The following is a 25,852-nucleotide window of genomic DNA, read 5'->3' on the forward strand; positions in this document are numbered from 1 at the left end:
GGGCCAGCACCGCACGCAGCACCAAGCCGCGCCCATACCCACAAACCTCTACACCCAACCAACCATGCCATCACTCAGGATCCGGTTCGGTGGCCCGGTGGTCATCGCGGGGATGATACACCCGATCCCATCCCGAACTCGGACGTGAAACACCCCAGCGCCCATGATACTGCAGCTCAAGCTGCGGGAAAGTCGGTCGCCGCCGGGCCACCCAACCAGATCCTGAACAACCGTCACCACACATCACACACCCATCAACGCGGGGTGGAGCAGCCCGGTAGCTCGTCAGGCTCATAACCTGAAGGTCACAGGTTCAAATCCTGTCCCCGCATCCCAAAACACCATGCCAAATCACCACCATACAAGCCGCCTCGGATACCACTCCGCAGGCGGCTTTCTCGTGCCCGCACAGTACAGTACCAAGAAAATGGAACTGGCTAAACTACAACCCAACCAAGCCTCTCAAACGGACGCCACCTCGACATTCAAGTAAAAGCGCGACGCCATAAAATCGCGCAGAACACCAGAGGATTTAGCGTACTGACAGACTTGCGGTACTGACCGGAAAACAGCTTTCGGACCAGCGCCGCACGCTGCGCGGAATCCGGGTTGAAGGAAAGCTGGCAGCTCCGTGCCCGCAAGCCACGAACCTGCGTCGGCACGGTGCCGACCCCGGGAACGTACAGGGTGATCTCCGCCCCCAGTTCTATCAGCGGCAGGTCTGCGAACCGCACCCGGCATCCGACAAGCGAGAGGTTGTCCATACGGCCAGCATAGGTCTGCCCACCGATGGTGATCTCGACCGGCTCATCCGTGGCGAAACGCTCTTCCTTGCGGTAGCGCGGTGCCTCCACGCACATCAGTGCCGCGACGCACAGCGTGACAAGGTTGTAGAGGCTCCAGAACAGGGTCATGGCTTCCACATCGGGCGGGGTACCCGCGATGGGGCCGGTGACGGCGCGCAGGATGATACCGCCAAGGGTCAATCCGGCGAGGCCCATGAACACCGCGACCAAATCCCATTGCACCACGGTGCGGTCCCGGGTCGCACCCTTGGCCGTCACCTTGAATTTCTGATTGCGGGAGCCGAACAGCCCGATCGCGCTGGCCCGCAACGACTCCCGGGCAACCAGCAGCGACATGGCATCCGCAAGCACCGGTACATTGGTGCCGCCGCTGACCCAACCGAGAAAGATCACGCAGCTGAGCCAATAGGGCCCGAGATTGCTGACCAAGCCGGGTAGATCCGCCTGCACGACGACCAGGCCGGTCCACCAGTAAAGGACGGGAATCACCAGGCAGATGATCCGCAGGATGGGTGTCATCGTCCAGAACAGCACGGTGTCCAGCGTATGCAGCCGCATCAACGGCGGTGTCGGCCCTCGCGACCAAGGGCCCCAAGGGGTCCGGACGATCTGCATGGTGCCGAGGCACCAGCGGCCACGCTGCGTCAGGTATTCCTGCAACCCCTCCGGCGCGAGGCCGGCGGTCAGCGGCTCGTTGAGATAGACCGTCCGGAGGCCAAGCCCCGACAGCTTGATCGACATCAGCAAGTCTTCGGTCACGCTCTCGGTAGGGAAGCCACCGATGCCGGCGAGGCTGCTCGCGCGCACCAGCGCGGAGGTCCCGCAGGAGAAGGCGGTGCCATGTGCATCCTTGGAGGCGAGGATGACATCAAAGAAGAAGCGCTGTTCGTCCGGGATCAGCGTGGCGGCGCCGAGATTGAGCTGGATGGGATCGGGATTGAAGAAATGCTGCGGCGTCTGAACCAGTGCAACCTTTGGGTCATGCAGCAATGCGGCAGCTCGCCGCAGGAAGGCGGGTGTTGCGACGAAATCGGCATCCAGCACGCCGATGGCGTCGGGCGGCTCCGGCTGGTCCATCAGCCACCAGAAGGCGGCGTTCATGTTACCCGCCTTGCCATGGCTGTTGTCGCCGCGGATGCGGTAGCCCGCCCCAAGCTCCCGACACATGTCGGCCAGCCATGAACGCTTGCCATCATCCAGCACCCAGACGCGGAAGCGCGGATAATCCTGGGAGAGCGCGCCGATGATGGTGCGGTACAGGATCTCGGATTGCTCGTTATAGGTCGGGATCAGCAGGTCGATCAGCGGCGCGCCGCCGGGGAAGTCCTCAACCGGATGGGCGGTGGCCTCGGCGCTTCGGTCGCAACTGCGGGACAGAACATGCAGCAGGATGAGCCCGGCGGCGCTGCCCAACAACTCGAGCAGAAAGAAGACCCAACCGGCTATGGCCAGCGGATCGGGCGTCAGGGATGGCAGCGTCTCCAGCGCGCGCCACAGCAGGTAGCGCACCAGCAGCGCCGCCGTCAGCCCGGCACCGATCAGGCGGGCGAGCGGCTGGGTCGGCCGCACATAAGGCAGCAGCAGGCTGAGCGAGATAACCAGGAAACAGGGAAGGAATGATGGCGCCAGCGGTTCCACGGCGTGCTTGCCCTCTTGGCATGAGAGGCCGCTTCAGTCCTGTGACCCGGCAATTGCCGCTTCAGCCAGGCTTGGTGCAGCCGCGGTTTGGACTAACCGAAGCGGACCGCTCCAATTTGCCCGGTCTCGCAAGCTCCGTCCGACGCCTTCAGCTGCAGAATGGCCTGTGGCCTGACCCGCGGCGCGCCGGGGGCCAAGCTGGTCGGCAGAAGTTGGATCACCTCGCCAGGCAGATGCTCCTTCCTGCCCGCCGGTCGGAAGGCAGCCCGCTGGCCGATCCGCAGCGAGCGAAAGGTGCGCTCGTCGAGCTCCGCCCGTACCAGACGCTCGCCGCAAGCCGCCAGGCGTGCGATCTCCTGGCCCGCCCGCACGAACTCACCGGATTGAACCAGCAGCTGCGCGAGAGCCGTAGCAGATGGCGCAACCAGGACCGCTTGGCTTTGCCGTGCCAACCGGCGTTCCTCAGCCTCGACATGCCGTTGCGCGGCCTGCAGCCTGGCCCGCCGGTCCGCCAGCATGGCATCCGTCTCCACCAGCGTCAGCGCAAGCCGATCGGTGGTCTGCTGCGAGATGGACCGGTCCGTCGCATTGTCGGTAGCGAAGATGCCCTCCGCCGCGCCCTTCTGCTCCGCCAGCAGCGAGGCCCGGCGCTCCGCCGCCGCCTGCATCTGGTCGCGCGCCACGGCAAGATCACGCCGCAGCACATCCAGCGTCGCGGCGCTGGTGAAGCCCTGCCGCCGCAGGATTTCACCCCGGGCTGCAGCGGCCTCGGCCTCGGCCAGCTTTGCCGCAGCAGCCCGTGCCAAGGCCTCGCTCTCGGCGATCCGTGGGTGGAGCTGCTCCAGGCGGATGCGGCGAAAAGCCTCGGCGCTGAGGATCGCGGCATCCAGCAAGGCGGCCGTGCCGGCCGCTCGCTGCTCCAACGCCGCGATCTCCCCCTCGATCGTGGCGAGCGTTGCGCGGAGCTCCGCGAGCCGCTGGGTATCGACCAGCTCGTTCACGATGGTGGCGACCGGGCTGTTGGCCGCGAAGGTCTGCTCAGGACTCCAGGGCTGCATGTCGACGCGGCCGTCGATCGGCGAGCGCAGGATGATCGTGCTGCCTGCCATGACGGCGTTATCGGATGCGGCAACGAAAAACCGGTCATGAATGAAGAAGGCGGTCGTGCCGAGCACCGCGAGCGCGAACAGGCCTCGCGCCAGGCGGCCAGCGAGGGGGGCAGCCTTCGCCTTTGCTTGGCCGCCGACATCGAGCAGTTTTTCGCGTGCCAGCCCCGCCTGCTGCCCGGCAAATCCGTCCACAACCCGATCCCTAACAGGTAGCTTAGGCTACACCAGAAGTTGAATCTTCACTCCTGAAAATTTGACAATTATCGGCATCCCATGCCGGCCATTGAATGCCAAGCCCCAGGCCTGAGCGACCAGGCAGCTGGGCTGTCATAGCTTACGGTGCCCGACCCCTTGGCACGGGACCGGGACCGGCGGTGGCTGCGGGCGGTGCTGTTAAGACGGGGCTGTCCCGCCCCTTGCGTCTCAGAACCTGCTGCGGGCCGCGACCGGTTCTGCATGACCGAAATTGCGTCCCGAAGCGTTTTCCATTCGCACTGGCTCACGGAAGCCGCTCTACCGTGTTGTTCGATCAAGCAAATACCTCCTGTTAGGTGCTTCCACCTGAGAGGAGTTTGCTCTAGCTCCCGATCTCCCCGCCACCCTTCCGGGTGATGGCGATCACCGCCGGGCGCGGCGGCATGCCGTCCTGGAAATCCGGCCAGCGCGTGCTGGGCCGGTCGAAGCTGCTGCCGGGGTCCTCGCCCGGATGCTGGATGGCGAGGAAGATCGTCTCCCCGTCCGGCGTGAAGCGCGGTCCGCAGACCTCCGCCCCGGTCGGCGCCTGGTAGAACAACCGGGGCAGCGCCCGCCCGTAGCCAGCCGTATCCGCGGCGTAGAGCCCATCCGCCACGCCCGCCGCCGCCGGCGCGCCATCGGTGGAGATCCACATCCGGCCATGCTTGTCGAAGGCGCAATTATCGGGGCAGGAGAGCCAGCCCTGGTCGCTGGTCGCCCGGTGATAGCGGGTGCCCGGATCGACGCCGGGCTTGCCCGCCATGAGGAAGATCTCCCACTTGGCGGTCGTCGCCGCATGGTCCACCCGGCCGGTACCGGCGCCGGGCGGGATGATCTCCACCACATGGCCATGGTCATTGGCCGCACGCGGATTGGCCGCGTTCAACCGTTCCGTGGTGCGGGAGCCGTTGTTGGTGAGCATCGCATAGACACGGCCGGTGCGCGGGTTCGGCTCGACATCCTCCGGCCGGTCCATCGGCGTCGCGCCCAGCAGGTCGGCGGCGCGGCGCGTCTCGATCAGCACATCGGCCTGGGTGGCGAAGCCATTGGCCGCGGTCAGCGGTCCCTCGCCCTGCACCAGCGGCAGCCAGGCCAGCGTACCGTCATCCTGGAAGCGGGCGACATAGAGCGTGCCCTCATCGAGCAGGTCCCGGTTGGCCGCCGGGTCGTCCGGCACGAAGGGCCGGGCGGTGACGAATTTGTAGATGTACTCGAAGCGCTCGTCGTCGCCCATGTAGATGACGACGCGGCCGTCGGCGCTGATCGCGTGGTTGCAGGCCTCGTGCTTGAAATGGCCGAGCGCCGTGCGCTTCACCGGGACCGAGGCCGGGTCATAGGGGTCGAATTCCACCACCCAGCCGAAGCGGTTCGGCTCGTTCGGCTCCTGGTCGAGGTCGAAGCGGCTGTCGTAGCGCAACCAGGCATAGGTGGAGTCGGGCAGGATGCCGTAGCGCCTGTAATGGTCCCGCTGGGCGCCCGCCACGGCCGCGGCGCCGCCGAAATAGACGTTGAAATTCTCCTCGGCCGTCAGGACCGTGCCCCAGGGGGTATTGCCGCCGGAGCAGTTGTTCACCGTCCCCAGCACCTGCGTGCCGGTCGGGTCGGCCTTGGTCTTCAACCGGTCATGCCCGGCAGCCGGCCCGCTGACCCGCATCGGCGTCGTTGCCGTGATACGGCGGTTCAGCCTGCCGTCCCGCACCGGCATCCAGCGCCCCCCCTGCCGGCGGAGCTCGACCACCGAGAGGCCATGCGCCGCCTGCTCCACCGCCGCCTGCTCGGCGCTCGCCTTCTGCGCGGCGCCGCGGCCGGCGCCGAGACCGGCGAAGATCAGGTTGGTGTTGGTGTACTCATGGTTGACCACCAGCAGCCCATGGTCGCTCGCGCCGGAGCCGCGGGGCAGGGGAAAGAAGTCAAGATAGTCGTTGTTGTAGCCGAATTGCTGGGCCTGGGCGGCGGCGGTCAGCGCATGCGGGTCGAAGGGCGGCGCATCGGCCAGCACCGGGTCGCCCCAGCGGATCACGACCTGGGTCTCGTAACCCTCGGCCACCGCATCGCCCTGGCTCAGCCGATGTGCCAATTCGGGGAAGCCGAGGCTCGAAGGGCCCGCGACCTCCGCCAAGGTCGGGCCGACCGCCGCCAATGCCGCGCTGGCCACCGCGCCCATCAGCACGCCCCGGCGGGAGAGGCGGCGCTCGGCGATCTCGGCCAGGGTCCCATGCGGGTTCGGGTTGCTGCCGATATCCTCGATGTCGACGGGCTCAGCCTCGTCCAGGGGCGGCATGGGGTGGAACTCCCGTTCGGTCATGGCGCATCAGCTAGTCCCGATCCAGGAAAGCAGAATGACGCAAGGATGAAGCTTTTGCGTCATGTCTGCGGTGCCGGCGGGGTCTTGATGCCGTATCATAGGCTGTTACACTCCCGCACCTTGACGGTGAGCGAGTCGCATGGCGGCACCCCGGATCCTGCTGGTCGAGGATGACGGCTTCCAGCGCCAGCTGGTGACCGACTACCTGGCTCAGCATGGGCTGCGCCCCATCCCGGTCGGCTCCGGCGCCGAGCTCAAGCGCATGGCCGAGCAGGCGATGCCCGACCTTGCCATCCTCGATGTCCAGCTCGGCGAGGCGGAGGATGGGCTGGCGCTCGCCCGCTGGCTGCGCGGCCGCTCGGCCCGCATCGGTATCCTCATGCTCACCTCGGCCGGGGATATGGTCGACCGCGTGGTCGGCCTCGAATCCGGCGCCGACGACTATGTCACCAAACCCTTCGAGCCGCGTGAATTGCTGGCCCGCGTCCGGGCCCTGCTGCGCCGGGCCGCCGGCGCCGCCGCCCCGCCGCCGGCGCGGATCTCGGAGGTGCGGGTCGGCACCTGCATGCTCGACCTCGAGCGCCGCCTGCTCATCCGCCCCGATGGGGAGGAGGAGCCACTGACCGCCAGCGAGTTCGACCTGCTGAAGCTCTTCGTCAGCCATCCCAACCGCCCGCTGACCCGGGATTGGCTGCTCGAGGCCAGCTCGCATCGCGAGGCGGAAGCCTTCGACCGCGCCATCGACAACCGCATCCTCCGCCTCCGCCGCAAGCTCGAGGCGGACCCGGCCAAGCCGGAGGCGATCCGCAGCGTACGCGGCGTCGGCTACATGTTCGTCCCCGCCAAGGACTGACGGGGGGCCTGCTACCGCGCAGCCAGCAGCGGCCTCAGCACGTCGATGGCGCCGTTGAGGGTGATCTGCGTGCCCACGCAGAGCATGAGGAAGGCGGCGAGCCGCGAGAGCACCCGTGCCCGCGCCTCGCCGAGCAACCCGGTCAGCCGGTCGGCCGAGGAATAGGCCAGCCAGACGGTGACCGCGACGGCGAGCGCCGCCGCCGAGATGCCGGCGAAGAAGGGCAGGATGGTGCCGAGCCCGCCCGGCGGCCGGTTGGCGCCGAGGGCGATGGCGACGGAGATGCTGCCCGGCCCGGTGGTGAAGGGCATGGTGAGCGGGAAGAAGGCGTCATCCGGCCGGCCCGTGGAATCGCCGGCCTGTTCCTGCTTCCGCGCCTCGATCACCTCCGGCGCCATCAGCAGGCTCCAGGCCCGGGTGGCGACGACCAGCCCGCCGGCGATCCGCAGCGCGGCGAGCGTCACGCCGAAGAACTCCAGCACATAGGAGCCGAGCCAGAGCGCCCCCAGCATGATGGCCACGGCATAGACGCCGATGCGGCGGGCCAGCACCAGCCGCTCGGCATGGGTGCGCTCCGCCGTTACCTGGCTGAAGACCAGGGCGGCGCCGATTGGGTTCACGATGGAGAAGAGGGCCGAGAAGGCCAGGACGAAGCTCTGCACCGCGCCGCCGAGATCCGGCATGTCAGGCGGCGGGGGCTTGGGGGCGGGCTATGACCATCGCCTCGCTCCGGAATCGCATGGCAGGCGCCAGCATGCACATCCGCCGGGCCGGCGTCGAGGCCCCGCCAGGGGGCGGTCAGGCACCCGCCCCGGCGCCCGTCGACTGCCGCGCGGCGCGCAGCGTCCGGGCCAGCAGCGCGTCGATGCCGGCCGCTGCCTGCCGGGCCGCGGCGGCGTCGCCATCCCGGGCGAGGCTCTCCACCCGCGCCGCCTGCTCGGCCAGCAGCCGGGCGCCGACCAGGTGGGAGGCCCCCTTCAGCCGGTGCGCGGTGCCCGCGATGCGCTGCGCCTCCGCGGCGGCGGCGAGCGTCGCCACCTCCTGCGAGGCATTGGCGGCGAAGCTGTCGAGGATGCCGGAGAGCCGTGCGGCATCCGCGCCGAACAGGCCGCGCAGCGCCTCCGGGTCGAACAGGGCGCCGGCGACCGTATCGGCGGTCGCCACCTCCGGCGCCAGCTCCGGCAGCCAGCGGCCGAGGGTGCGGGCCAGGGCGTCGAGCGAGACCGGCTTCGAGAGGAAGCCGTCCATCCCCGCCGCGTAGCAGCGCACATCCTCGCCCTTCAGCGCATCGGCCGTCACCGCCACCAGCCCGCTGCGGGCGAGGCCCTGGGCCGCCTCCTCCTCGCGGATGGCGCGGGCGAGGCCGAAGCCGTCGAGCTCGGGCATGTGCAGGTCGAGCAGCAGGATGCCATGCCGCCGGGCGCGCCAGAGGCGCAGGGCCTCCGCCCCATCCTCCGCGACATCGGCGGAAAGGCCGAGCACCTCCAGCTGGCGCAGCATCACCTCCCGGTTCACCGGATGGTCGTCCGCCACCAGCAGCTTGGGCAGGCCCTCCAGCGCCTGGGGGGTGGCAGGGGGTGCGGCGGCGGCGGCCGGGGCGGCGGCATCGCCCTCGGTCGCCGGGCCGAGGCGAAGCGTCACGGTGAAGCGGCTGCCACGGCCGGGCGTGCTTTCCACCGCCACGTCGCCGCCCATGAGCTGGGCGAGCCGGCGGACGATGGAGAGGCCGAGCCCGGTGCCGCCGAAGCGCCGCGTGGTGGAGCTGTCGGCCTGGGCGAAGGGCTGGAACAGCCGCGCCCGCGCCGCCGCATCGAAGCCGATGCCGCTATCCTCCACCGCCAGCACCACCTGCACCATGCCCTCCGGCAGTGGCCTGGTATCGGTCATGACGCGGACGAAGCCGCGCTCGGTGAATTTCAGCGCATTGCCGATCAGGTTGAACAGGATCTGCCGCACCCGCGTCGGGTCGCCCGCCACCCAGTCCGGCCCCGGCCCGGGCGGGTCGGTGAACAGGGCCAGACCCTTGGCGCGGGCCTGCGGCGCCAGCGTCTCCACCGTGCCCTCGACCAGCCCGCGCAGGCTGAAGGGCAGCGCCTCCACCTCCAGCCGCCCGGCATCGATCTTCGAGAAGTCGAGGATGTCGTCGATGATGCGGAGCAGGGACTGCGCGCTATCCCGCATCACCGCGATGCTGCGCGCCTGCTCCTGGCTGAGGCCGGAGCGTTCCAGGATCTCCATCATCCCGAGCACGCCGTTCATCGGCGTGCGGATCTCATGGCTCATGGCGGCGAGGAAGGTGGCCTTGGCCCGCGCCGCGGCCTCCGCCGCATCGCGCGCGGCCTCGGCCTCGGCCTTGGCGGCGAGCGCCGCCTGCTCGCCGAGCTTCAGCGCGGTCATGTCACGGCAGGTGGCGAGGATCTGCCCGTTGGGCAGGGTGCGGAACTGGTTCTCCACCCATTTGCCGTTCGGCATCAGGCGCAGCGGCATGGCGCCCTCCACGGACCGCACGGTGGCCCAGCGTTCCTCCACCACCTCGTCCTCCGGCCGGTCGAAACCGTATTCGCCATTGCGGTAGCGCCAGCGCTGCACCGCCTGGTGGGAGGAGCCGCGCTGCATCAGCTCCTCCGGCAGGCCGAACAGGGCCGGGGCCTTGCCATTGGTCTCGACGATGGCGCCATCGGGGTCGAGCAGGATGACGGCGTCCTGCATGCCGTCCAGCACCCGGCGCAGCAGGGCGCGCTCGGCCTCCAGCGCCTCCTCCTGGTCCTTGAGGCGGGTGATGTCGCGGATGCAGGCCAGCAGCCCGCCATCCGGCAGGGGCAGCATGTTGAACTCGATCCAGTAGCCGCCCGCCGTCCTGCGGACGAAGCGGTTGCCGCCCGGCTGCAGCATCTGCCGGGCGCGCTCCTCGACCACCGCTTCCAGCGTGGCCTCATCCTCCGGCGGCGGGCCGAAATCGCCCCGCCTGGCCTGGAAGCGCAGCAGGTCCCGCCCATCCGCGCCGGGAAAGGCGATCTCGGGCGGCAGCCGGAGGAATTCCATCAGCTGGCGATTGGCGATACGCCAGCGGAAGTCCCGGTCGAACAGCATCACGCCGTCGCTGAGATTGTCGATGACGGTGCGGAGCGTCGCCTGCTCCGCCTCCAGCGCCAGCTCGCCCTCCCGCATCTCGGTGATGTCGCGGGCAACGATGAAGAGCTTGCCGTCCGGCTGGGGATGGTAGTGCAGCTCGATCCAGCGGCCCGAGGCGATGCGCCGGACCAGCCGCTTGTGGCCGGGCGAGGTCAGCGCCAGCCAATGCGCCGCGACCTCGGCATCCTCCGGCCGGTCGAGGCCGAAATCGCCGCGGCGCACCATGTGGCGCAGCCCGTCCTGGAAGCGGGCGCCGGGGAGGCAGTACTCGACCGGCAGGTCGAGCACCCGGGCCTCGTGGCCATTGGTCTCGAGCAGCGTGCCATCGGCATCGAACAGCATCACCGCATCGGTGAGGTTGGCGAGCAGGCGGCGGGCCTGGGCGCGCTCCGCCTCCAGCGTCGCCTGCGCCTCCTTCAGCGCGGTGACATCGCGGATGTTGATGAGAAGGTGGCCATCCGGGCGGGGGCGGAAATTATACTCGGCCCAGACGCCGCTCGGCATCAGCGTGGCGAAGGTGAGGTCGCCCGCGGCCAGCACCTCGGCCCGCCTGCGGGCGATGAATTCCTCCTCCGGCTCCTCGAAACCGTAATCGCCGCGCCGGTACATGTAGCGCAACACCTCCTGATGGGTGCGGCCCGGCTGTACCAGCTCCGGCGGCAGGTCGAGCAGCCGGCCGGAGCGGTCGGAATTCTCGAGGATCACCCCATCGGGGTCCATCAGCACGATGCTGTCGGTGATGTGCCGCAGCAGCAGCTCGGTGCGGGTACGGGTCTCGGCGAGGTCGGCTTCCGCCTCCCGCTGCCGGGTCACGTCCCGCCAGATGCCGAGCCGGCCGCCATCGGCCAGCACCTCCACCACCACCTCGATCTGCCGGCCATCGGCGGCGGTCCAGTGCGTGGTGCCGCCGGCCGGGGCCAGGAAGGGGGCCAGGGCCTCGGCCAGGGCCGGGCCGGCCGCGGGTTCCAGCAACGCCGCGAGGGGCTGGCCGCGCGCCGGACTGGCGCCGAGCTGGAGGACCCCCGCCAGGGCGGGATTGGCGAGGCGCAGCGTCAGATCGGCATCGAGCAAGGCAAGGCCGGCCGTCATCTGCCGCAGCAGCGCCGGCAGCAGCAGGGCGGCCTCGGCGGGTTCGATCCATTCCTCCCGATGGGCGTGGTCTGGCATGCCACCTATTGGACGCCCGATGCGTCTCATCGCAGTCCCACCGTCACGAAAGAATTGTCGCGTCTGTCGCGCCGGCCGGATCTCAACCGGGACTGCGGTGCAGAAGCCGGCCGGACCGCGTCCTGGTTGCGCCACCCTCGGCCGTATAGGCGGTCTGGCCATTGACCCAGACCTCGGCGATGCCGGCCGCCGCCTGGCGTGGCTCCGCGAAGGTGGCGCGGTCGGCGACCGTCGCCGGATCGAGCAGGACGAGGTCGGCATGGGCGCCGGGCGCCAGCATGCCGCGCCCCTCAAGGCCGAAGACGGCGGCCGGGCGGCCGGTCATCTTGTGGATGGCTGCCTCCAGCGGGAAGAGGCCGAGATCGCGGCTGTAATGCCCGAGCACCCGGGGGAAGGTGCCCCAGAGCCGGGGATGCGGGTGCTTCGCCAAGGGGCCGCCATCGCTGCCGATCATCGCCATCGGGTGGGCCATGATCCGCTGCACATCCTCCTCCGCCATGGTGTGGAAGATGCCGCTGGCCGGCAGCAGGCGCGCCGCCGCCGCCTCCAGCGAGACGCCCCATTCGGCCGCGACCTCGTCCAGCATCCGCCCCGCCATCTCGGGATGAGGCAGCGAGGTGGCGATCCGCACCGGCACGTCCGGCCGTGGCTTGCGGGCGGCCAGCGAGGTGGAGGAGGCGGCATAGGGATAGACGTCGAGGGCGACCGCCTGGCGCCGTGCCCCTGCCTCGATGGCCGCCAGCGTCTCGTGCGAGCGGCCATGATTCTCCGGCATGGCGCATTTGTGGTGGCTGATGACCACCGGCACCCCGGCCGCCGCGCCGATCGAGAGCGTCTCCTCGATGCTGTCCAGCACACCCTCCGCCTCGTTCCGCATATGGGTGACATAGAGGCCGCGATGCGCCCGGAGCGCCTCGGCGACGGCGATCACCTCATCGGTCGGGGCGTGCTGGCTGGGCGCGTAGAACAGGCCCGTGGAGAGGCCGGCCGCCCCCTCCGCCAGCGCCTCCTCCAGCTTCCGCCGCATCGCCGCCGCCTCCCGGTCGGTGGCGGGCCGGTCGAGGTCCCGCCCCATGGCGCCGAGGCGGAGCGACATATGGCCGATCAGCGCCAGGGTATTGACCGAGGCCGGCTCCCGCCGCAGCCGCTCCGCATAGGCGCCGAAACTGTCGAAGATCCACCATTCGGGGGCGCAGACCTGGTCGAGCGGCGCCGGCGGGCGCTCAGCCATCGGCACCGGCGAGAGGCTGATGCCGCAATTGCCGATGACGACGGTCGTCACGCCCTGCGAGGTCTTGCAGGCCATGCAGTGCGGCCCGCAGAGCACGGCCTGGTCGTCATGGGTATGGGCATCGATGAAGCCCGGGGCGAGGACCCGGCCCCCGGCCATCACCTCCCGGTCGGCGCTGGCCGCCGAGAGGTCGCCGATGGCGGTGATCCGATCGCCCGTCACGCCAAGGTCGCCCTGCCGGCGCGGGGCGCCGGTGCCGTCGATCAGGCTGGCATCGCGGATGATGAGGTCGCAGCGCAGGGCCATGAATCGCCTCCCGGGGTGCCAAGCTTGGCGCGCGGCCCGGGGGCTGCCAAGCTGGAAGCAGGGCCGCGCCGCGGGCCACCTGCGACACGCTCCCTGGCGGCGCTTGCGGCTACGGCGTGCCGTTCGGCGCGCGGGCCCGGGACACGGCGCAGCATCATGGACATCCCCGCCGGCCATCGCGTCGTCCGGGGCGCCGGGAGAGCTTGAATGAGCATGCAGCCGCGTGACCGGGCCGCCTATTCCGCCATCGTCGACCGGCCGCCGCTGCGCCTGCCGGGCGGGGCGCGGATCGCCGTCTGGACCATCGTGAACCTCGAGGTCTGGGACATCGGCAAGCCGATGGCCCGCCAGGTGCTGCCGGCACCGACCGGCCAGGTGCTGCTGCCCGACGTGCCGAACTGGTCCTGGCACGAATACGGCATGCGCGTCGGCGTCTGGCGCTTCTTCAAGCTCTATGAGCGCCTCGGCATCGCGCCGACGCTCTCGATCAATGCCCGTGTCTGCCAGGATTACGAGCGGGTCGCCCGGCAGGCGCATGAGGCCGGCTGGGAATTCATGGGGCATTCCTGGGAACAGGGCCCGATCCACAAGGAGATCGACCAGCGCGCAATGATCCAGCGCTCGATGGACCAGCTGGAAGCCTTCACCGGCCGCCGCCCCGTCGGCTGGCTCGGACCCGGCCTGACCCAGACGCTGGAGACGCCGGAACTGCTCGCCGAGGCCGGCGTGCAGTATATCGGCGACTGGGTCTATGACGACGAGCCGACCACCATCCATACCGACCGCGGCCCGCTGGTCACGCTGCCCTATACGGTGGAGCTGAACGACATCCCGATGATGCTCGTCCAGCACCATGAGAGCGACTACCTGCTGCGGCGCGCCATCGACCAGTTCGACCGGCTCTACGAGGAGGGGGCGGAGCGGGCGAAGATCATGTCCATCGCCATCCACCCCTACATCTCCGGCCAGCCGCACCGGATCAAATACCTCGAGCGCTTCTACGAGCATGTGGCGAAGCGCAGCGGCGTGCTGCACTGGAACGGCGTGCAGCTGCTCGACTGGTACAGAAGCCAGGTCTGACGGCTCCCCCCGCGGCGCCGCGCAGCGGCATCGTGGGGAAGGTCAGTAGGCCATCCAGCCGCCATCGACCATGAGGTTCTCCCCGGTGACATACATGGCGTCATCGGAGGCGAGGAAGAGCGCCGCGCCGGCCACATCCTCCGGCCGCCCGAGCCGCGGCCAGGGCGTGCGCGCCTCCGAATAGGCGATCATCGCCGGGTCGATGGCCCGCCCCGTCTTGCCCGTCAGGATCTTCCCTGGCGCCACCGCATTGCAGACGATGCCCTGCGCCGCGTAATCCACGGCGACCTGCCGCGTCAGATAGGCGACGCCCGCCTTCGAGGTGCCATAGGCGATGTCCCCCGGCGAGGCGACCATGCCATGCTGCGAGGAGATGTTGACGATCCGCCCGCGCACCTCGCCGCGCGGCGCCTGCGCCAGCATGGCCCGCACCGCGGCGCGGCTCATCAGGAAGCAGCCGGTGAGGTTCACCGCCAGCACCCGGTCCCATTCCTCCCGCGAGCAGTCGAGCAGGGGCTTGCCGAGGGTGATGGCGGCATCATTGACCAGCACGTCGAGCCGCCCATGCCGCGCCACCACCCGGGCGACGGCCGCCTCGCATTCCGCCTCCACCGAGACGTCGGTCTGGACATGCTCGATGCCGAGCCACTCATGCGTGGGCTGCCCGCCCTCCCGCACCACGGTCGTCACATCGGCGATGACGACGATGGCGCCTTCCGCCACGAACCGCGCCGCGATGGCGCGGCCGATGCCCGATGCGCCGCCGGTGACGAGTGCCACGCGATCCTTCAGCCTCATCGCCCCACCCCGCTCGCCTTGAGCATCCGCCGCTCCAGCCGCGCGACCGCATGGGCGAAGGGCCAGAGCAGCACGAAATACAGCACCGCCGCGGCCATCAGCGGCGTCGGGTTGTAGGTCTGCTCCTGCGCGACGCGGGCGCTGCGCAGCAGCTCCGGCAGCGCCACCATGGCGGCGATGGAGGTGGCCTTCACCAGCTCCAGGCTGTTCGAGGCCAGCGGCGCGATCACCGCCCTGAGCGCCTGCGGCAGCACCACCAGCAGCATGGCGCGCAGCGGCGACAGGCCGAGCGCCGCCGCGGCCTCCCGCTGCCCATGCGGGATGCTGGCGAGGCCGGCGCGGAAGATCTCGCCGTAATAGCCGGAATTGTTCAGCACCAGCGCCAGCACGGTGGCGGCGAAGGCGGGCAGGGTGAAGCCGAGGAAGGGCAGGCCGTAATAGATCAGCACCAGCAGCACCAGCACCGGGAAGGCACGGAACAGGTCGATCCAGCAGAGCAGCCCGATCCGCACCGCGCGGCCACCCAGCGCGCAGCTGAGCCCGACCAGCAACCCCGCCGCCATGCCGAGCGGCAGCGCCACCAGCGCCAGCTTCACCGTCACCCACAGCCCCTGCGCCAGCAGCGGCCAGATCCGCACCAGGCTCTCCCAATCGGCGAAGTTATCGATCAGGTCCTGCAGCATCATCGCGGCACCACATGGCGCGATTCCAGCCAGCGGCTGGCAATGACCAGCGGCAGGAACAGCACCAGGTAGAGCGCCGCGGCCAGCGTCAGCGGCGAAGGGTTGGCGGCGATCGCCATCGCGCTCTGCGCCCGCCCCAGCACCTCGGACAGCGAGACGGCGGTGCCGAGCGCCGTCCCCTTGGTGATGGCGATGGCGCGGTTGGTCAGCAGCGGGATCGCCAGGCGCACCGCCTGCGGCAGGATGACGAGGAAGAAGGCGCCGCGAAACCGGAACCCCATCGCATGGGCGGCATCCCACTGCCCACGCGGCAGCGCCTGGATCGCGCTGCGGAAGATCTCGGCGGCGAAGGCCGAGAGCACCGCCCCCAGGGCGCCTACCGTCGCCCAGAAGGGCGAGAGGGTGATGCCCGCATAGGGCAGGCCGAAATACAGCACGATGATGACGGCGAGCTGCGGCAGGGTGCGGAACAGCTCGATCCACACGACGATCGCCTGCCGCAGCACCGGCACCCGCGCCGCCAGCGCCACGGCCATGGCGAGGCCAAGCCCGATGCCGAGCACGACCGTGGCGACGGCGGCCGCCAGCGTCACCCACAGCCCCGCCGCGATCTCCGGCCCATAGCTGCGAAGGATGTCGAGGTTGAGGTAGTACTCGGCGAGCCGGTCCATCAGACGGTGCTAGTTGCAGCGCGGCGTATGCGCCGTATCCTCGAAGCCCGGCAGACCGGGCGGGCCGTAACCCGGGAAGACCTGCGTCATGGAGGAGCCGGCATCGGGCGGCGCCCCGTACCACTTCTCATGCAGCCGGGCGAGCGAGCCGTCCCCCTTCATGCACTCGATCACCTCCTCCACCCGGTTGCGGTATTCCCGGCTCTCCGGGCGGAAGGCGATGCCGAAATTGCGGCCGGTATAGTCCTTGAAGGCGACGGTGATCTGCCGGTTCTGGCTGGCGGCATAGACGCTGGTCGGGATCTCGTTGATGGCGGCGAAGGCGCGCCGCGTCAGCACCGCCTGCACGCTGTCGGGGAAGGTGTCGTAGCGCTGCACCTCGAAGCCGTATTTCTCGGCGTTCGCCGTCGCCCAGGTGTCGCTGATGGTGCCCCGGTTGACCGCGATGGCCCGGCCCTTCAGCGCCTCGAGCCCCGCCATGCTGTCGCTGCGCCGGGTGATGAAGCCGTTGCCGGTGGCAAAGAAGGGCTCCGTATAGAGCATCCGCTGCGCCCGCTCCTCGGTGATGTTGAGCGGATTGGCGGTGAACTCGAAGCGCTTGGCGAAGAGGGCCGCGAACAGGCCGGAGAAATTCACGTCGACGATCTCGATGCCGGGCCTGCCGAGCCGCTTGGCGATCTCGGTCATCAGGTCGACGCCGAAGCCCTCCGGCCCGCCCGCGCCGCGCACCATCCAGGGCGCCACCCCGAAATCCGAGCCGACGACGAGCGGCCGGCCCGCCGGATGGTCCGCCTCCTGCGCCGGGGCGGCAAAGGCGAGGGCGAGCAGCGGGGCGGCCAGCAGGAGGCGTCTCAGCACGCGGGAACTCCGTCATCCGGGGAGGCAGCAGCCTCCCGGCCGCGGAGCGTTCCGTCAAGCCATCGTCAGGCGAGGATATCCGCCGGCGCCTCACGCCGCAGCCGGTCGCCGAGGGTCCGGCCGAGCCGCTCCGCCTCCATCGCCGGCCCCTCGATGCTGTCGCGCAGCAGGTAGCTGCCATCCGGCCGGGCGAGGAGGCCGGTCAGATGCACCGTCCCATCCGCCCGCAGCCTTGCATAGGCGCCGATCGGTGTCCGGCAGGAGCCATCCAGCGCGCCGAGCAGCGCCCGCTCCGCGGTGGCGACGATCCGCGCCTCGCGGTCCTCGATGGCGGAGAGCAGCTCGTGCAGCTCCACGTCGCGCGCCCGGACCGTGACGCCGACGATGCCCTGGCCCGCCGCCGGCACCACCGCATCGGCCTCGAGCACGACGCCTGCCTCTCGCTCCAGCCCCATCCGCTTCAGCCCGGCGAGCGCCAGGAAGGAGGCGGCGAAGTCACCGTTGCGCACCCGCCCGAGCCGCGTCTGGATGTTGCCGCGGATGATCTCGCAGCGGAGGTCGGGCCGCATCGCCAGGATCTGCGATTGCCGCCGCACCGAGGCGGTGCCGATCAGCGCCCCATGCGGGATGCAGGCCAGCGGATCGCGCCGGTCCGGCGCGCCGCAGACCGGGCCGAGGATGATCGCATCGCGCGGGTCCTCCCGCTGCAGCAGGCAGGCCAGCACGATGCCGGGCGGCAGCTCCGTCTCGAGGTCCTTCAGGCTGTGGACGGCGAAATCCACCTGCCCGTCCAGCAGTGCCTCGTGGATCTCCTTGGCGAAGAGCCCCTTGCCGCCGATATCGGCCAGCCGCCGGTCCTGCACCCGGTCGCCCTCGGTGCTGATGACGTGCTCATCGAAGGCCTTCGCATTCCGCAGCACCGGGCAGAAGCGGCTGACGATCGAGAGGAAGTGGCGTGTCTGCCACAGCGCCAGCGGCGAGCCGCGGGTGCCCACCTTCAGCGGCAGGGTCTGGCCGGCGCCATGCCGCGGCGCGGTGGGGATATCGAGGGAGCGCAAGCGGCTCATCCTGGGGCACTCCTTGCCTAGGCGCGGGCGAAACCGAAAAGATGCGCGAGGTCCTTGAAGAAGATGCGGACATGCGCCATCGGCTCGCGCCGGACCAATTCCTTGTTCATGTAGGAGTCCCAGGTCAGCCGCTGGACATCCTTGTCCTCGCAGATGGCGACGAATTTCTCGCGCCTCTTATCCGAGGAATACCAGAAGTACTGCATGATGCCGAGCACCCAGAAGACCCGGCCATGCGCGCGCATGAACCGCCGCCGCGCCTGGCGCAGGGCCCGCGCATGGCCCGTGGCGAGGCAGGCCTCCGCCGCCTCCGCCGCCAGCCGCCCGCCGAGCATGGCGTAGTAGATGCCCTCGCCGGAGGCCGGGGCGACGACGCCGGCCGCATCGCCGGCCAGCACCACATCCCGCCCATTGTCCCAGCGCCGCGCCGGCTTCATCGGGATTGGCGCGCCCTCGCGGCGGATGGTCGCCTGCCCCGCCAGCCCGGTCGCCTGCCGCAGCGCTCCGACCGAGCCGCGCAGCGGGAAGCCCTTCCGCGCCGAGCCGGTGCCGATGCTGGTCGTCTCGCCATGCGGAAAGATCCAGGAATAGAAATCCGGCGAGTGCCGTCCCTGGTAGAAGACGTCGCAACGCTTCGCATCGAACTTGCCCGTGCCTTCGGCCGGGGAGGCGATGATCTCGTGGTAGGCGAAGACGCAGGGCACCTTCGCCGCCGGCACCTCCTGCCTCGCCACCTTGCTCCGCGCGCCATCGGCGCCGATCACCAGCCGCGTCCGCACCTGCCTCACCACGCCATCCTGGCCCGTATAGTGGAGCAGCACCGTGCCGTCGGCCTCGCGGTCGATCCGCTCGAAGCTGCCGGTTGCCCGCTCCGCGCCATGATCCTCGGCGCGAAGCCGTAAGAATTCGTCAAAATGCTCGCGGTCCACCATGCCGACGAAGCCGCCCTCGATCGGCATGTCCACCTCGCGGGAGGAGGGGGCGATCATCCGCGCCGCGTTCACCCGCGCCACCAGCAGGTGGTCGGGAATGGCGAAGTCGCGGATCAGCCGGGGTGGGATGGCGCCGCCGCAGGGCTTGATGCGCCCGGCCCGGTCGAGCAGCAGCACCCGCCGGCCGGCGCGTGCCAGATCGTCTGCCGCCGTGGCACCCGAAGGGCCGCCGCCGACCACGACGACATCGAAGCGTTCCGCTGCATCCGCCATGGTCCGTCTCCCCTTACCCGTTGCGCGAGGCAGCCAGCCCCTCGAAGCGAAGCCGCGGCCCCGTGGCCCGGCCGATGCGCGCCGCCAGCAGGCCCGCGGCAAGGAAGAGCGCGCCCTCCACCACGAAGACCGCGCCATAGGCCGCCGGAGCCGAGGCGATGAGGCTGCGCGCCAGGTCGCTCGCTCCGGCGCCCGCCAGCCCGCCGAGCCCGAAGGCCACGGCCTGTGCGGCACCCCAGAGCCCCATCCGCGTGCCCTCGCGCCCGCTGCGCCCGGTGCCTGCGAGCTGCATCATCGTGGCGATGGCCGCCGCGGCGAAGGCGCCGTTGGCCAGGCCGAGCGCGACATAGGATGCACCGAGCGGCCAGGCCGGGCCGGCGAAGCCCGCCCCCGCCAGCCCGAACAGCGCCACCGCCGAGGCGAGGCAGCCCGCCACCGTCCAGGCCTTCAGCGAGCCGAGCCGCCCGCCGGTCAGAGCCACCAGGATCATCCCGCCGAAGACCCCGCCATGCTGCAGCGAGGCGAGCTGCGTCGTCTCCCCGAGCGAAAGGCCGAAGACGACGCCGCCGAAAGGCTCGAGGATCAGGTCCTGCGCGCTGTAGGCCAGCATGGAGACGAAGACGAAGACGGTGAATTGACGCGCCTGCCGCTCGCCCCAGATCTCGGCCAGCGCCACCCGGAAGCCGCCCCGCGGCGCCGTCGCCAGGGGGGGCGGGGCGGCGCGCGGCGTGGCCGGCTCCATCCCGCGGACCGCCAGCAGCGTCACCAGCATGGCAAGGCCCGAGACCACCGCCGCCACCGCCAGCAGCCGCGCGGGCGAGAAGGGGTCGAGGAAGCGCCCGGCCAGCGCTGTGGTGACGATGAAGCCGAAGATCATCATCAGCCAGACGATGGTCGCCGCCGGGGCCCGCCGCGCCGGCGCCACGCGGGTCGCCAGCAGCGCCAGCAGCGAGGTGCCGGCCGCGCCGACGCCAAGGCCGATCAGCAGGAAGGACAGCGCCGCCAGCGCCAGCCCCGCCAGGCGCCACTCCGCCATCAGCCCCGTCGCCAGCGCCGCGCCGACGCCACCCAGCGCCAGCACGGCGACGCCACCGACGATCCAGGACGTCCGCCGCCCGCCGGCATCCGAGCCATAGCCCATCGCCGGCCGCATCAGCTGCACGGCGTAATGCAGCGCCACCAGCAGCCCCGGGATGGTCGCCGGCAGGCCGAGCTCCACCACCATCACCCGGTTGATGGCCGAGGTGGTCAGCACGACGATGGCGCCGAGCGCCGTCTGCACCAGGCCGAGGCGGAAGATGCCGAGCCAGCCGATCACGGCAGCACCGGCCCCAGGGGCGCCCTGATGGCGAAAGCGGCGAACAGCATCCCCAGCACATAGAGCGTCGTGCCCGTGCCGTTGTACCAGGGGGCCCGGCCGCGCGGATCGGCCAGCAGCCGCTGCATCAGCACCAGCTGCGCCGCCAGCAGCAGGGCGATCGCCCCGGCCTGCCAGGGCTGCCCCCAGCCCAGCAGCAGCGCCACCACCGCGACCTGCGGCACCGCCATCACCAGGCAGGCCAGCTGCGCCGCCCGCTCCACGCCGAGCTTCACCGGCAGGGAGCCGATGCCCATGCGGCGATCGCCCTCGACCGACTTGAAGTCGTTCAGCGTCATGATTCCATGCGCGCCGAGGCTGTAGAGCGCGGCGATGGCCAGCACCCGCCCGTCCGGCGCCGCCGCGCCCAGCACCGCCGCGCCGGTGATCCAGGGCAGGCCCTCGTAGCAGGCGCCGCAGGCGGCATTGCCCCACCAGCCATTGGTCTTCAGCCGCAGCGGCGGCGCGCTATAGGCCCAGGCGAGCGCCAGCCCCAGCACCGTCGCGGCGAAGCCCCAGACCCCCAGCACCGTCGCCACCGCCAGCGAGACCAGCGTCCAGCCGATGGCGATGTAGAGCCCCCAGCGCCCCGGGATGCGGCCGGAGGGAATCGGCCGCCGCGGCTCGTTGATCGCATCGACATGCCGGTCGAACCAGTCGTTCACCGCCTGGCTGGTGCCGCAGACCAGCGGCCCGCACAGCAGCAGGCCGGCGGCGATGACATGCCAGCGCCCCTCGCCCCCCACGCCCGAGGACACCACGCCGCAGGAGAAGGCCCAGATCGGCGCGAACCAGGTCACCGGCTTCAGCAGCTCGAGGCAGGCGGCGGGGTCGAGGCGGAGGGCGCGGTCGCTCATGGCATCACCCCATCTCGCCATTCTCGGCCGGCAGGTCGCCGAGCCCGTAGCGCCGCAGCTTCACGTAGAGGCTCTGCCGGCTGAGGCCGAGCATCTCGGCCGCCGAGGCGCGGTTGTCCCCGGTCAGCTCCAGCGCCGCCTCGATGCAGAGGCGCTCGATCACATCGGTCGCCTCGCGGACGAGGTCCTTCAGCGGCACCTGGCCGATGAGCTCGGTCAGCTGCTCCACGGAGCGCGGCACCCGGCCCATGGCGCGCGCCGGCGGTGCCACCCGCGTGCCGATGTCCCGGATGGCGAAGCCGAAGCAGGGGCCCGTGCCGTTCATCACCGAGACGGCGGAGATCTCCACCTCGATCGTCGCGCCATACTCGCCATGCAGGGTGGTGGCGAAGAGCCGCACCGGCCCGCGCTGGCGGAGATTGGCGGTCAGCACCTCCATCTCGACGCCGGGCTGGCCGATCCAGCGCTCCAGCGGCTGCCCCACCGCCTGCTCCTCGGCGGCGAGCTGGGCCATCTCGACGAAGGCGGCATTGGCGGTGACGATGCGGCCATCCTGGTCGGTGACGACGAAGGCATCCGGCACGCTCTCGATCAGCCGCAGCATCTTCGACTTGGCGCGCGGCAGGACAACCGCCCCGGCCTCGCCCTGCGGATAGGTCAGCCGCACCAGGACGAGGCTGGCATTCTCCTGGCGGAAGGGCGTGGCGGAGATCAGTACCTCCCGCCCATCCTCCGCCAGCGTCGCATCGACATCCTCGGCCCGGCCGGTCGCGCGCAGGCCGTTCAGCATGAGCTCGATCCGGCCGCGTATGGCCGGGGCGAAGAGATCGAGGAAGCTGCGGACCGCCCCACGCCGGCCGCCGCGGCCGAGCAGCTGGTCCGCCACGCGGTTGGCTTCCAGCACCGCGAGCGTCGCGGCATCGAGGATCAGCACCGGCTCGGTCCAGAGCTGGAAGAGCATGCGGTAGCGCGTCTCGGCATGGCGCAGCCGGGCGTAGTCCCGGTCGATCGACTGCTGCGCCTCGACCAGCCGCTGCTGCAGCGCCGAGAGCGGCCGCAGATCCCGCCCGAAGGCCACGGACCGGCCGCCCTTGCCGACCCGGACCGTGGAGAAAAGAATGGGGACCGAGCCGCCACGCCCGGCGCCCTGGTTGATGTGCCGCCAGCGGGGCTGCTCGCGGTCGGCCAGCGCCTGCAGCATCGCCTCGACCTTCGGCCGGCTGTCCTCCGCCACGGTGTCGATCCAGCGGCGGCCGAGCCAGCTCCCGTCGCCCTCCATCTCGAGCGCCAGCTCCTCGCTGTTGAAGGCGATGTCCCGGATCACGCCATGCTCATCGATGATGAGGGCGACATCCGCCGCGGCCGTGATCAGGACCGCTGCGGCTTCCGCATCCAGGTTGCCCAGTGATGTCTTCGGGGCTTTGAACGCCTTCACGGGCGAATGCTTCCTTCATCGAAAGGGGCCTCTACCTCCCTGGAATTTTTGGCTGGACCTTGCCTCAGTCCCGCTGGGCCAACAAGCGCAGCAGCCGCGCGGCCTGCAGCGGTGCCTGGCGGGCATCCGCCGCCGTGGCATCGGCACCGATGAGCGCCGCGTATTCGGGGTGGTCATCGAAGGCCGGGCCACCCACCATCACCCCCATCGCCTGGCGGCAGCTTGCCTGACGGGCCTTGCGGATGATCGTCGCCAGCAGATCCATCCGCTGCGTCGCCCCGAGGCTCAGGCCGAGGATGTCGACGGGGTACCGCCGCAGCATCCCGGTCAGGTCGCCGACGGCGCGGATCGGCAGGATCTGCACCTGCCAGCCAGCCCGCCGGAAGAAATCCGCCACCATCTCGAGGCCGAAGACATGCTGCTCGCCGGGCACGGGCACCAGCAACGCGCTCGGGCCCGCGCCCCGCCACCGCGCTGCTTCCCGCCGCATCTGCGGCGCGATGCTTTCGCGGATGCGGCGCAGCGCCATCAGGCCGAGCGTGACCGTGGCGAAGTCGCAGATATCCTCGGCCCAGAACCGGCCAAGCAGCCGCGCGGCCGGGGCCAGCAGGCCGAGGCAGAGATCCTCGGCCGGCATGCCGGCCTGCAGCAGGGCCTCGGCATAGGCGGCGGCGGAGGCCGCGTCATGGCGCAGCAGCATGGCAGCCAACGCGTCCGCCGGCTGCGCATCGGCCAGGGCGAGGCCCGGGGGCCGTGCGGAATGGGCAAGGGTGAGGCGGTTGATGACCTCGGCGGCCATGGAGTCGCCGAACCGGGGCGAATGGCCGTGGCGCGCCGGTGCCACGGGCCCTGGCAAGCTGGTTGCCGGCTCACCGGCATCCGCCAGGGCCGTTGCCAGGTGGCGGCGCAGCTCGGTGCTGGCGCTGTGTCCCATTGCGGCCATTGGACGCCTCCCGCCACAGGTTATCCGCCCCGGTCCCGTTTTTTGTCAATCTGTCTTTACGTCAATCGAGCTTGACACTCGGAAGCGGGCAGTCCTAGCCTTCGATCCACTGGCGGCACGCGACGGGAGGGCGGCAACCAAGGCGAAGACTGTGTGCACTGCAGTAATTCTCAGGAAATACCGCAAGCACAGGCCATTCGCCGCGGTCGGTTCTTCAGCGGACCTTCTGGACAAAGGGATGTCAAGCAATGCTTACAAATGGCGCCCTGACTCGATTCATCGACTCCATCGATGCCTGCCCCTGGGGCGCCGCCTCCGGCCGCCATACCCGCCATGGGGTCCAGGCCCATGCACCGCTCTACAGCACGGAGGAGCGCCGCCGGCGCGACAGCACGGGCTGGACCCTGGTGCAGGGCATCCTCGCCCCGCTTCAATTCGGCGCCTTCCTGCTGAGCCTCGGCCTGGTGCTGAACTACCTGGCGACCGGCGAGGGCTATGCCGCCGCCACCCTCTCGATCCTCGTCAAGACGATGCTGCTCTACGCCATCATGGTGACCGGGGCGATCTGGGAGAAGGTCGTCTTCGGCCAGTACCTCTTCGCCCGCGCCTTCTTCTGGGAAGACGTGTTCAGCATGCTGGTGCTGGCGCTGCACACCGCCTATCTGGCGGCGCTCGCCACCGGGTTCGGCGAGGCGCGCGACCTCATGCTGCTCGCGCTCGCGGCCTATGCCGCCTATGTCGTCAACGCCGCGCAGTTCGTCCTCAAGCTGCGGGCCGCGCGGCGCGACGAGAGCGGCTGGCGCGATGCCGGCGCCGGCGCGCTGGGCTTCTCCAAGTGAGCGGCGCCGCGCTCGCCCAGGCCTCCCCGGTGCCCGGCTGCGCCGAAGCGCCGGTACTGCGGGAGCGTGGCCAGCGGGAAGTCTTCTGCGGCCTCACCGGCATCATCTGGCTGCACCGCAAGATCCAGGACGCCTTCTTCCTCATCGTCGGCTCGCGCACCTGCGCCCACCTCATGCAGTCCGCAGCCGGCGTCATGATCTTCGCCGAGCCGCGCTTCGCCACCGCCATCATCGAGGAGCGCGACCTCGCCGGCCTCGCCGATGCGAATGAGGAGCTGGACCGCGTGGTCAACCAGCTGCTGGCGCGGCGGCCGGATATCAGGCTGCTCTTCCTCGTCGGCTCCTGCCCCTCCGAGGTCATCAAGCTCGACCTGTCGCGGGCCGCGTCCCGGCTGAACGCCACCCACGCCCCCGGCGTCCGCGTGCTGAACTACTCCGGCAGCGGCATCGAGACGACATTCACGCAAGGGGAGGATGCCTGCCTCGCCGCGCTGGTGCCGGAGATGCGCGCCGACCCGGCGCCCGGCCTGCTGGTCGTCGGGGCGCTGGCCGAGGTGGTGGAGGACCAGATGCGCCGCCTTTTCGCCGCGCTCGGCATCGGCCCGGTGGCCTTCCTGCCGCCCCGCCGCGCCGCCGAGCTGCCCGGCATCGGCCCGGGGGTGCGCTTCCTCCTCGCCCAGCCCTTCCTCGCCGAGACGGCCCGCCTGCTGGAGGCCCGCGGCGCCCGCCGCCTCGCCGCACCCTTCCCGCTCGGCGCCGAGGGCACCACCGCCTGGCTGCGCGCCGCGGCCGAGGCCTGGGGCGTGCCCGCCACCCGCTTCCGCGAGGTGACCGCCATCGGCGAGCAGCGCGCCCGCACCGCCATCGCCCGGCACCGGGTGCCGCTGGCCGGCCGCCGCATCTTCTTCTTCCCCGACAGCCAGCTCGAGATCCCGCTCGCCCGCTTCCTGTCACGCGAACTGGGCATGCAGCCGGTCGAGATCGGCACGCCCTACCTCCATCGCCAGCATCTGGCCGAGGAGCTGGCCCTGCTGCCGGCGGATGCGGTGCTGAGCGAAGGCCAGCATGTGGATCGCCAGCTCGACCGCTGCCGCGCGGCGCGGCCCGACCTCGTGGTCTGCGGCCTCGGCCTCGCCAATCCGCTGGAGGCGGAGGGCTTCGCCACCAAATGGTCCATCGAGCTGGTCTTCACGCCGATCCAGGGCTACGACCAGGCCGGCGACCTCGCGGAGCTCTTCGCCCGCCCCCTCCACCGCCGTGCGACGTTGATGGTGTAGC

The 25,852-nt window shown here is 70.5% G+C and carries 20 protein-coding genes, 1 tRNA gene and 1 rRNA gene; 6 read left to right on the forward strand and 16 right to left on the reverse strand.

Translation table 11 applies throughout. The annotated features are described in order from the left end of the window. The first annotated feature begins 93 nt into the window (after positions 1-93). Positions 94-208 (forward strand): 5S ribosomal RNA (gene rrf, locus BLR02_RS19415). A gap of 50 nt (positions 209-258) precedes the next feature. After that, a tRNA-Met gene (locus tag BLR02_RS19420) sits at positions 259-332 on the forward strand. Between the two features lie 153 nt (positions 333-485). Here the strand turns inward: BLR02_RS19420 and BLR02_RS19425 are convergent. From BLR02_RS19425 to BLR02_RS19435, 3 genes are all read right to left on the reverse strand, one after another. After that, the gene (locus BLR02_RS19425; protein WP_090664319.1) at positions 486-2,444 is read right to left on the reverse strand and encodes a glycosyltransferase; all 1,959 of its coding nucleotides are present in this window, start codon (positions 2,442-2,444) and stop codon (positions 486-488) included. A gap of 92 nt (positions 2,445-2,536) precedes the next feature. Continuing rightward, the gene (locus tag BLR02_RS19430) at positions 2,537-3,745 is read right to left on the reverse strand and encodes an HlyD family efflux transporter periplasmic adaptor subunit (RefSeq protein ID WP_090664320.1); all 1,209 of its coding nucleotides are present in this window, start codon (positions 3,743-3,745) and stop codon (positions 2,537-2,539) included. A gap of 385 nt (positions 3,746-4,130) precedes the next feature. Next, entirely contained in the window at positions 4,131-6,092 is a 1,962-nt protein-coding gene (locus BLR02_RS19435) for a PhoX family protein (protein ID WP_245704861.1), read from the reverse strand. A gap of 139 nt (positions 6,093-6,231) precedes the next feature. Here BLR02_RS19435 and BLR02_RS19440 point away from each other — a divergent pair, with 139 nt between their 5' ends. Beyond that, on the forward strand, positions 6,232-6,945 hold the full coding sequence (locus BLR02_RS19440; protein ID WP_090664321.1) for a response regulator: 714 nt from the start codon (positions 6,232-6,234) through the stop codon (positions 6,943-6,945). An 11-nt stretch (positions 6,946-6,956) separates the two neighbouring features. Here BLR02_RS19440 and BLR02_RS19445 read toward each other — a convergent pair whose 3' ends face one another. From BLR02_RS19445 to BLR02_RS19455, 3 genes are all read right to left on the reverse strand, one after another. Further along, positions 6,957-7,628 carry a MarC family protein gene (locus BLR02_RS19445; protein WP_090567112.1) on the reverse strand — a complete coding sequence of 224 codons (672 nt, stop codon included), beginning with the start codon at positions 7,626-7,628 and terminating at the stop codon, positions 6,957-6,959. A gap of 115 nt (positions 7,629-7,743) precedes the next feature. Then, positions 7,744-11,244, reverse strand: coding sequence for a PAS-domain containing protein (locus BLR02_RS19450; protein WP_143018198.1), 3,501 nt, complete (start codon positions 11,242-11,244; stop codon positions 7,744-7,746). 82 nt (positions 11,245-11,326) lie between these two features. Next, a complete protein-coding gene (locus tag BLR02_RS19455) occupies positions 11,327-12,781 on the reverse strand; it encodes an N-acyl-D-amino-acid deacylase family protein (RefSeq protein WP_090664323.1) in 1,455 nt (484 codons plus the stop codon). Between the two features lie 207 nt (positions 12,782-12,988). Here BLR02_RS19455 and BLR02_RS19460 point away from each other — a divergent pair, with 207 nt between their 5' ends. After that, positions 12,989-13,861, forward strand: a complete 873-nt coding sequence (locus BLR02_RS19460) for a polysaccharide deacetylase family protein (RefSeq protein WP_090664324.1) — start codon at positions 12,989-12,991, stop codon at positions 13,859-13,861. A gap of 42 nt (positions 13,862-13,903) precedes the next feature. On the opposite strand, the gene BLR02_RS19465 is transcribed toward BLR02_RS19460, so the two are convergent. From BLR02_RS19465 to BLR02_RS19510, 10 genes are all read right to left on the reverse strand, one after another. Continuing rightward, a complete protein-coding gene (locus BLR02_RS19465) occupies positions 13,904-14,659 on the reverse strand; it encodes an SDR family NAD(P)-dependent oxidoreductase (protein ID WP_090664325.1) in 756 nt (251 codons plus the stop codon). Further along, the gene (locus BLR02_RS19470) at positions 14,656-15,345 is read right to left on the reverse strand and encodes an amino acid ABC transporter permease (RefSeq protein ID WP_245704862.1); all 690 of its coding nucleotides are present in this window, start codon (positions 15,343-15,345) and stop codon (positions 14,656-14,658) included. The genes BLR02_RS19465 and BLR02_RS19470 overlap by 4 nt, the downstream gene beginning before the upstream one ends. Continuing rightward, the gene (locus BLR02_RS19475) at positions 15,342-16,013 is read right to left on the reverse strand and encodes an amino acid ABC transporter permease (RefSeq protein ID WP_090664326.1); all 672 of its coding nucleotides are present in this window, start codon (positions 16,011-16,013) and stop codon (positions 15,342-15,344) included. Before BLR02_RS19475 ends, BLR02_RS19470 begins: the two co-directional genes overlap by 4 nt. 9 nt (positions 16,014-16,022) lie before the next feature. After that, positions 16,023-16,871 (reverse strand): ABC transporter substrate-binding protein, encoded by an 849-nt coding sequence (locus BLR02_RS19480; RefSeq protein WP_090567129.1) that lies wholly within the window; start codon positions 16,869-16,871, stop codon positions 16,023-16,025. Between the two features lie 65 nt (positions 16,872-16,936). Next, positions 16,937-17,938 carry a hydroxymethylbilane synthase gene (gene hemC, locus BLR02_RS19485; protein WP_090567132.1) on the reverse strand — a complete coding sequence of 334 codons (1,002 nt, stop codon included), beginning with the start codon at positions 17,936-17,938 and terminating at the stop codon, positions 16,937-16,939. 17 nt (positions 17,939-17,955) lie between these two features. Next, a complete protein-coding gene (locus BLR02_RS19490) occupies positions 17,956-19,143 on the reverse strand; it encodes a geranylgeranyl diphosphate reductase (protein ID WP_090664327.1) in 1,188 nt (395 codons plus the stop codon). A 13-nt stretch (positions 19,144-19,156) separates the two neighbouring features. After that, positions 19,157-20,461 carry a BCD family MFS transporter gene (locus BLR02_RS19495; RefSeq protein WP_245704863.1) on the reverse strand — a complete coding sequence of 435 codons (1,305 nt, stop codon included), beginning with the start codon at positions 20,459-20,461 and terminating at the stop codon, positions 19,157-19,159. Then, on the reverse strand, positions 20,458-21,357 hold the full coding sequence (gene chlG, locus BLR02_RS19500) for a chlorophyll synthase ChlG (RefSeq protein ID WP_090664328.1): 900 nt from the start codon (positions 21,355-21,357) through the stop codon (positions 20,458-20,460). Before chlG ends, BLR02_RS19495 begins: the two co-directional genes overlap by 4 nt. Before the next feature lie 4 nt (positions 21,358-21,361). After that, entirely contained in the window at positions 21,362-22,792 is a 1,431-nt protein-coding gene (ppsR, locus tag BLR02_RS19505) for a transcriptional regulator PpsR (RefSeq protein WP_090664329.1), read from the reverse strand. Between the two features lie 64 nt (positions 22,793-22,856). Beyond that, the gene (locus BLR02_RS19510) at positions 22,857-23,735 is read right to left on the reverse strand and encodes a cobalamin B12-binding domain-containing protein (protein WP_090567142.1); all 879 of its coding nucleotides are present in this window, start codon (positions 23,733-23,735) and stop codon (positions 22,857-22,859) included. 248 nt (positions 23,736-23,983) lie between these two features. On the opposite strand from BLR02_RS19510, the gene bchF reads away from it, so the two are divergent. Continuing rightward, complete coding sequence (gene bchF / locus BLR02_RS19515) at positions 23,984-24,574, forward strand: 2-vinyl bacteriochlorophyllide hydratase (RefSeq protein WP_090567145.1); 591 nt, start codon at positions 23,984-23,986, stop codon at positions 24,572-24,574. Then, entirely contained in the window at positions 24,571-25,851 is a 1,281-nt protein-coding gene (locus tag BLR02_RS19520) for a ferredoxin:protochlorophyllide reductase (ATP-dependent) subunit N (protein ID WP_090664330.1), read from the forward strand. The genes bchF and BLR02_RS19520 overlap by 4 nt, the downstream gene beginning before the upstream one ends. Position 25,852 lies beyond the last annotated feature (1 nt).

The sequence above is a fragment of the Belnapia rosea genome (assembly GCF_900101615.1).
GTDB classification, from domain to species: domain Bacteria; phylum Pseudomonadota; class Alphaproteobacteria; order Acetobacterales; family Acetobacteraceae; genus Belnapia; species Belnapia rosea.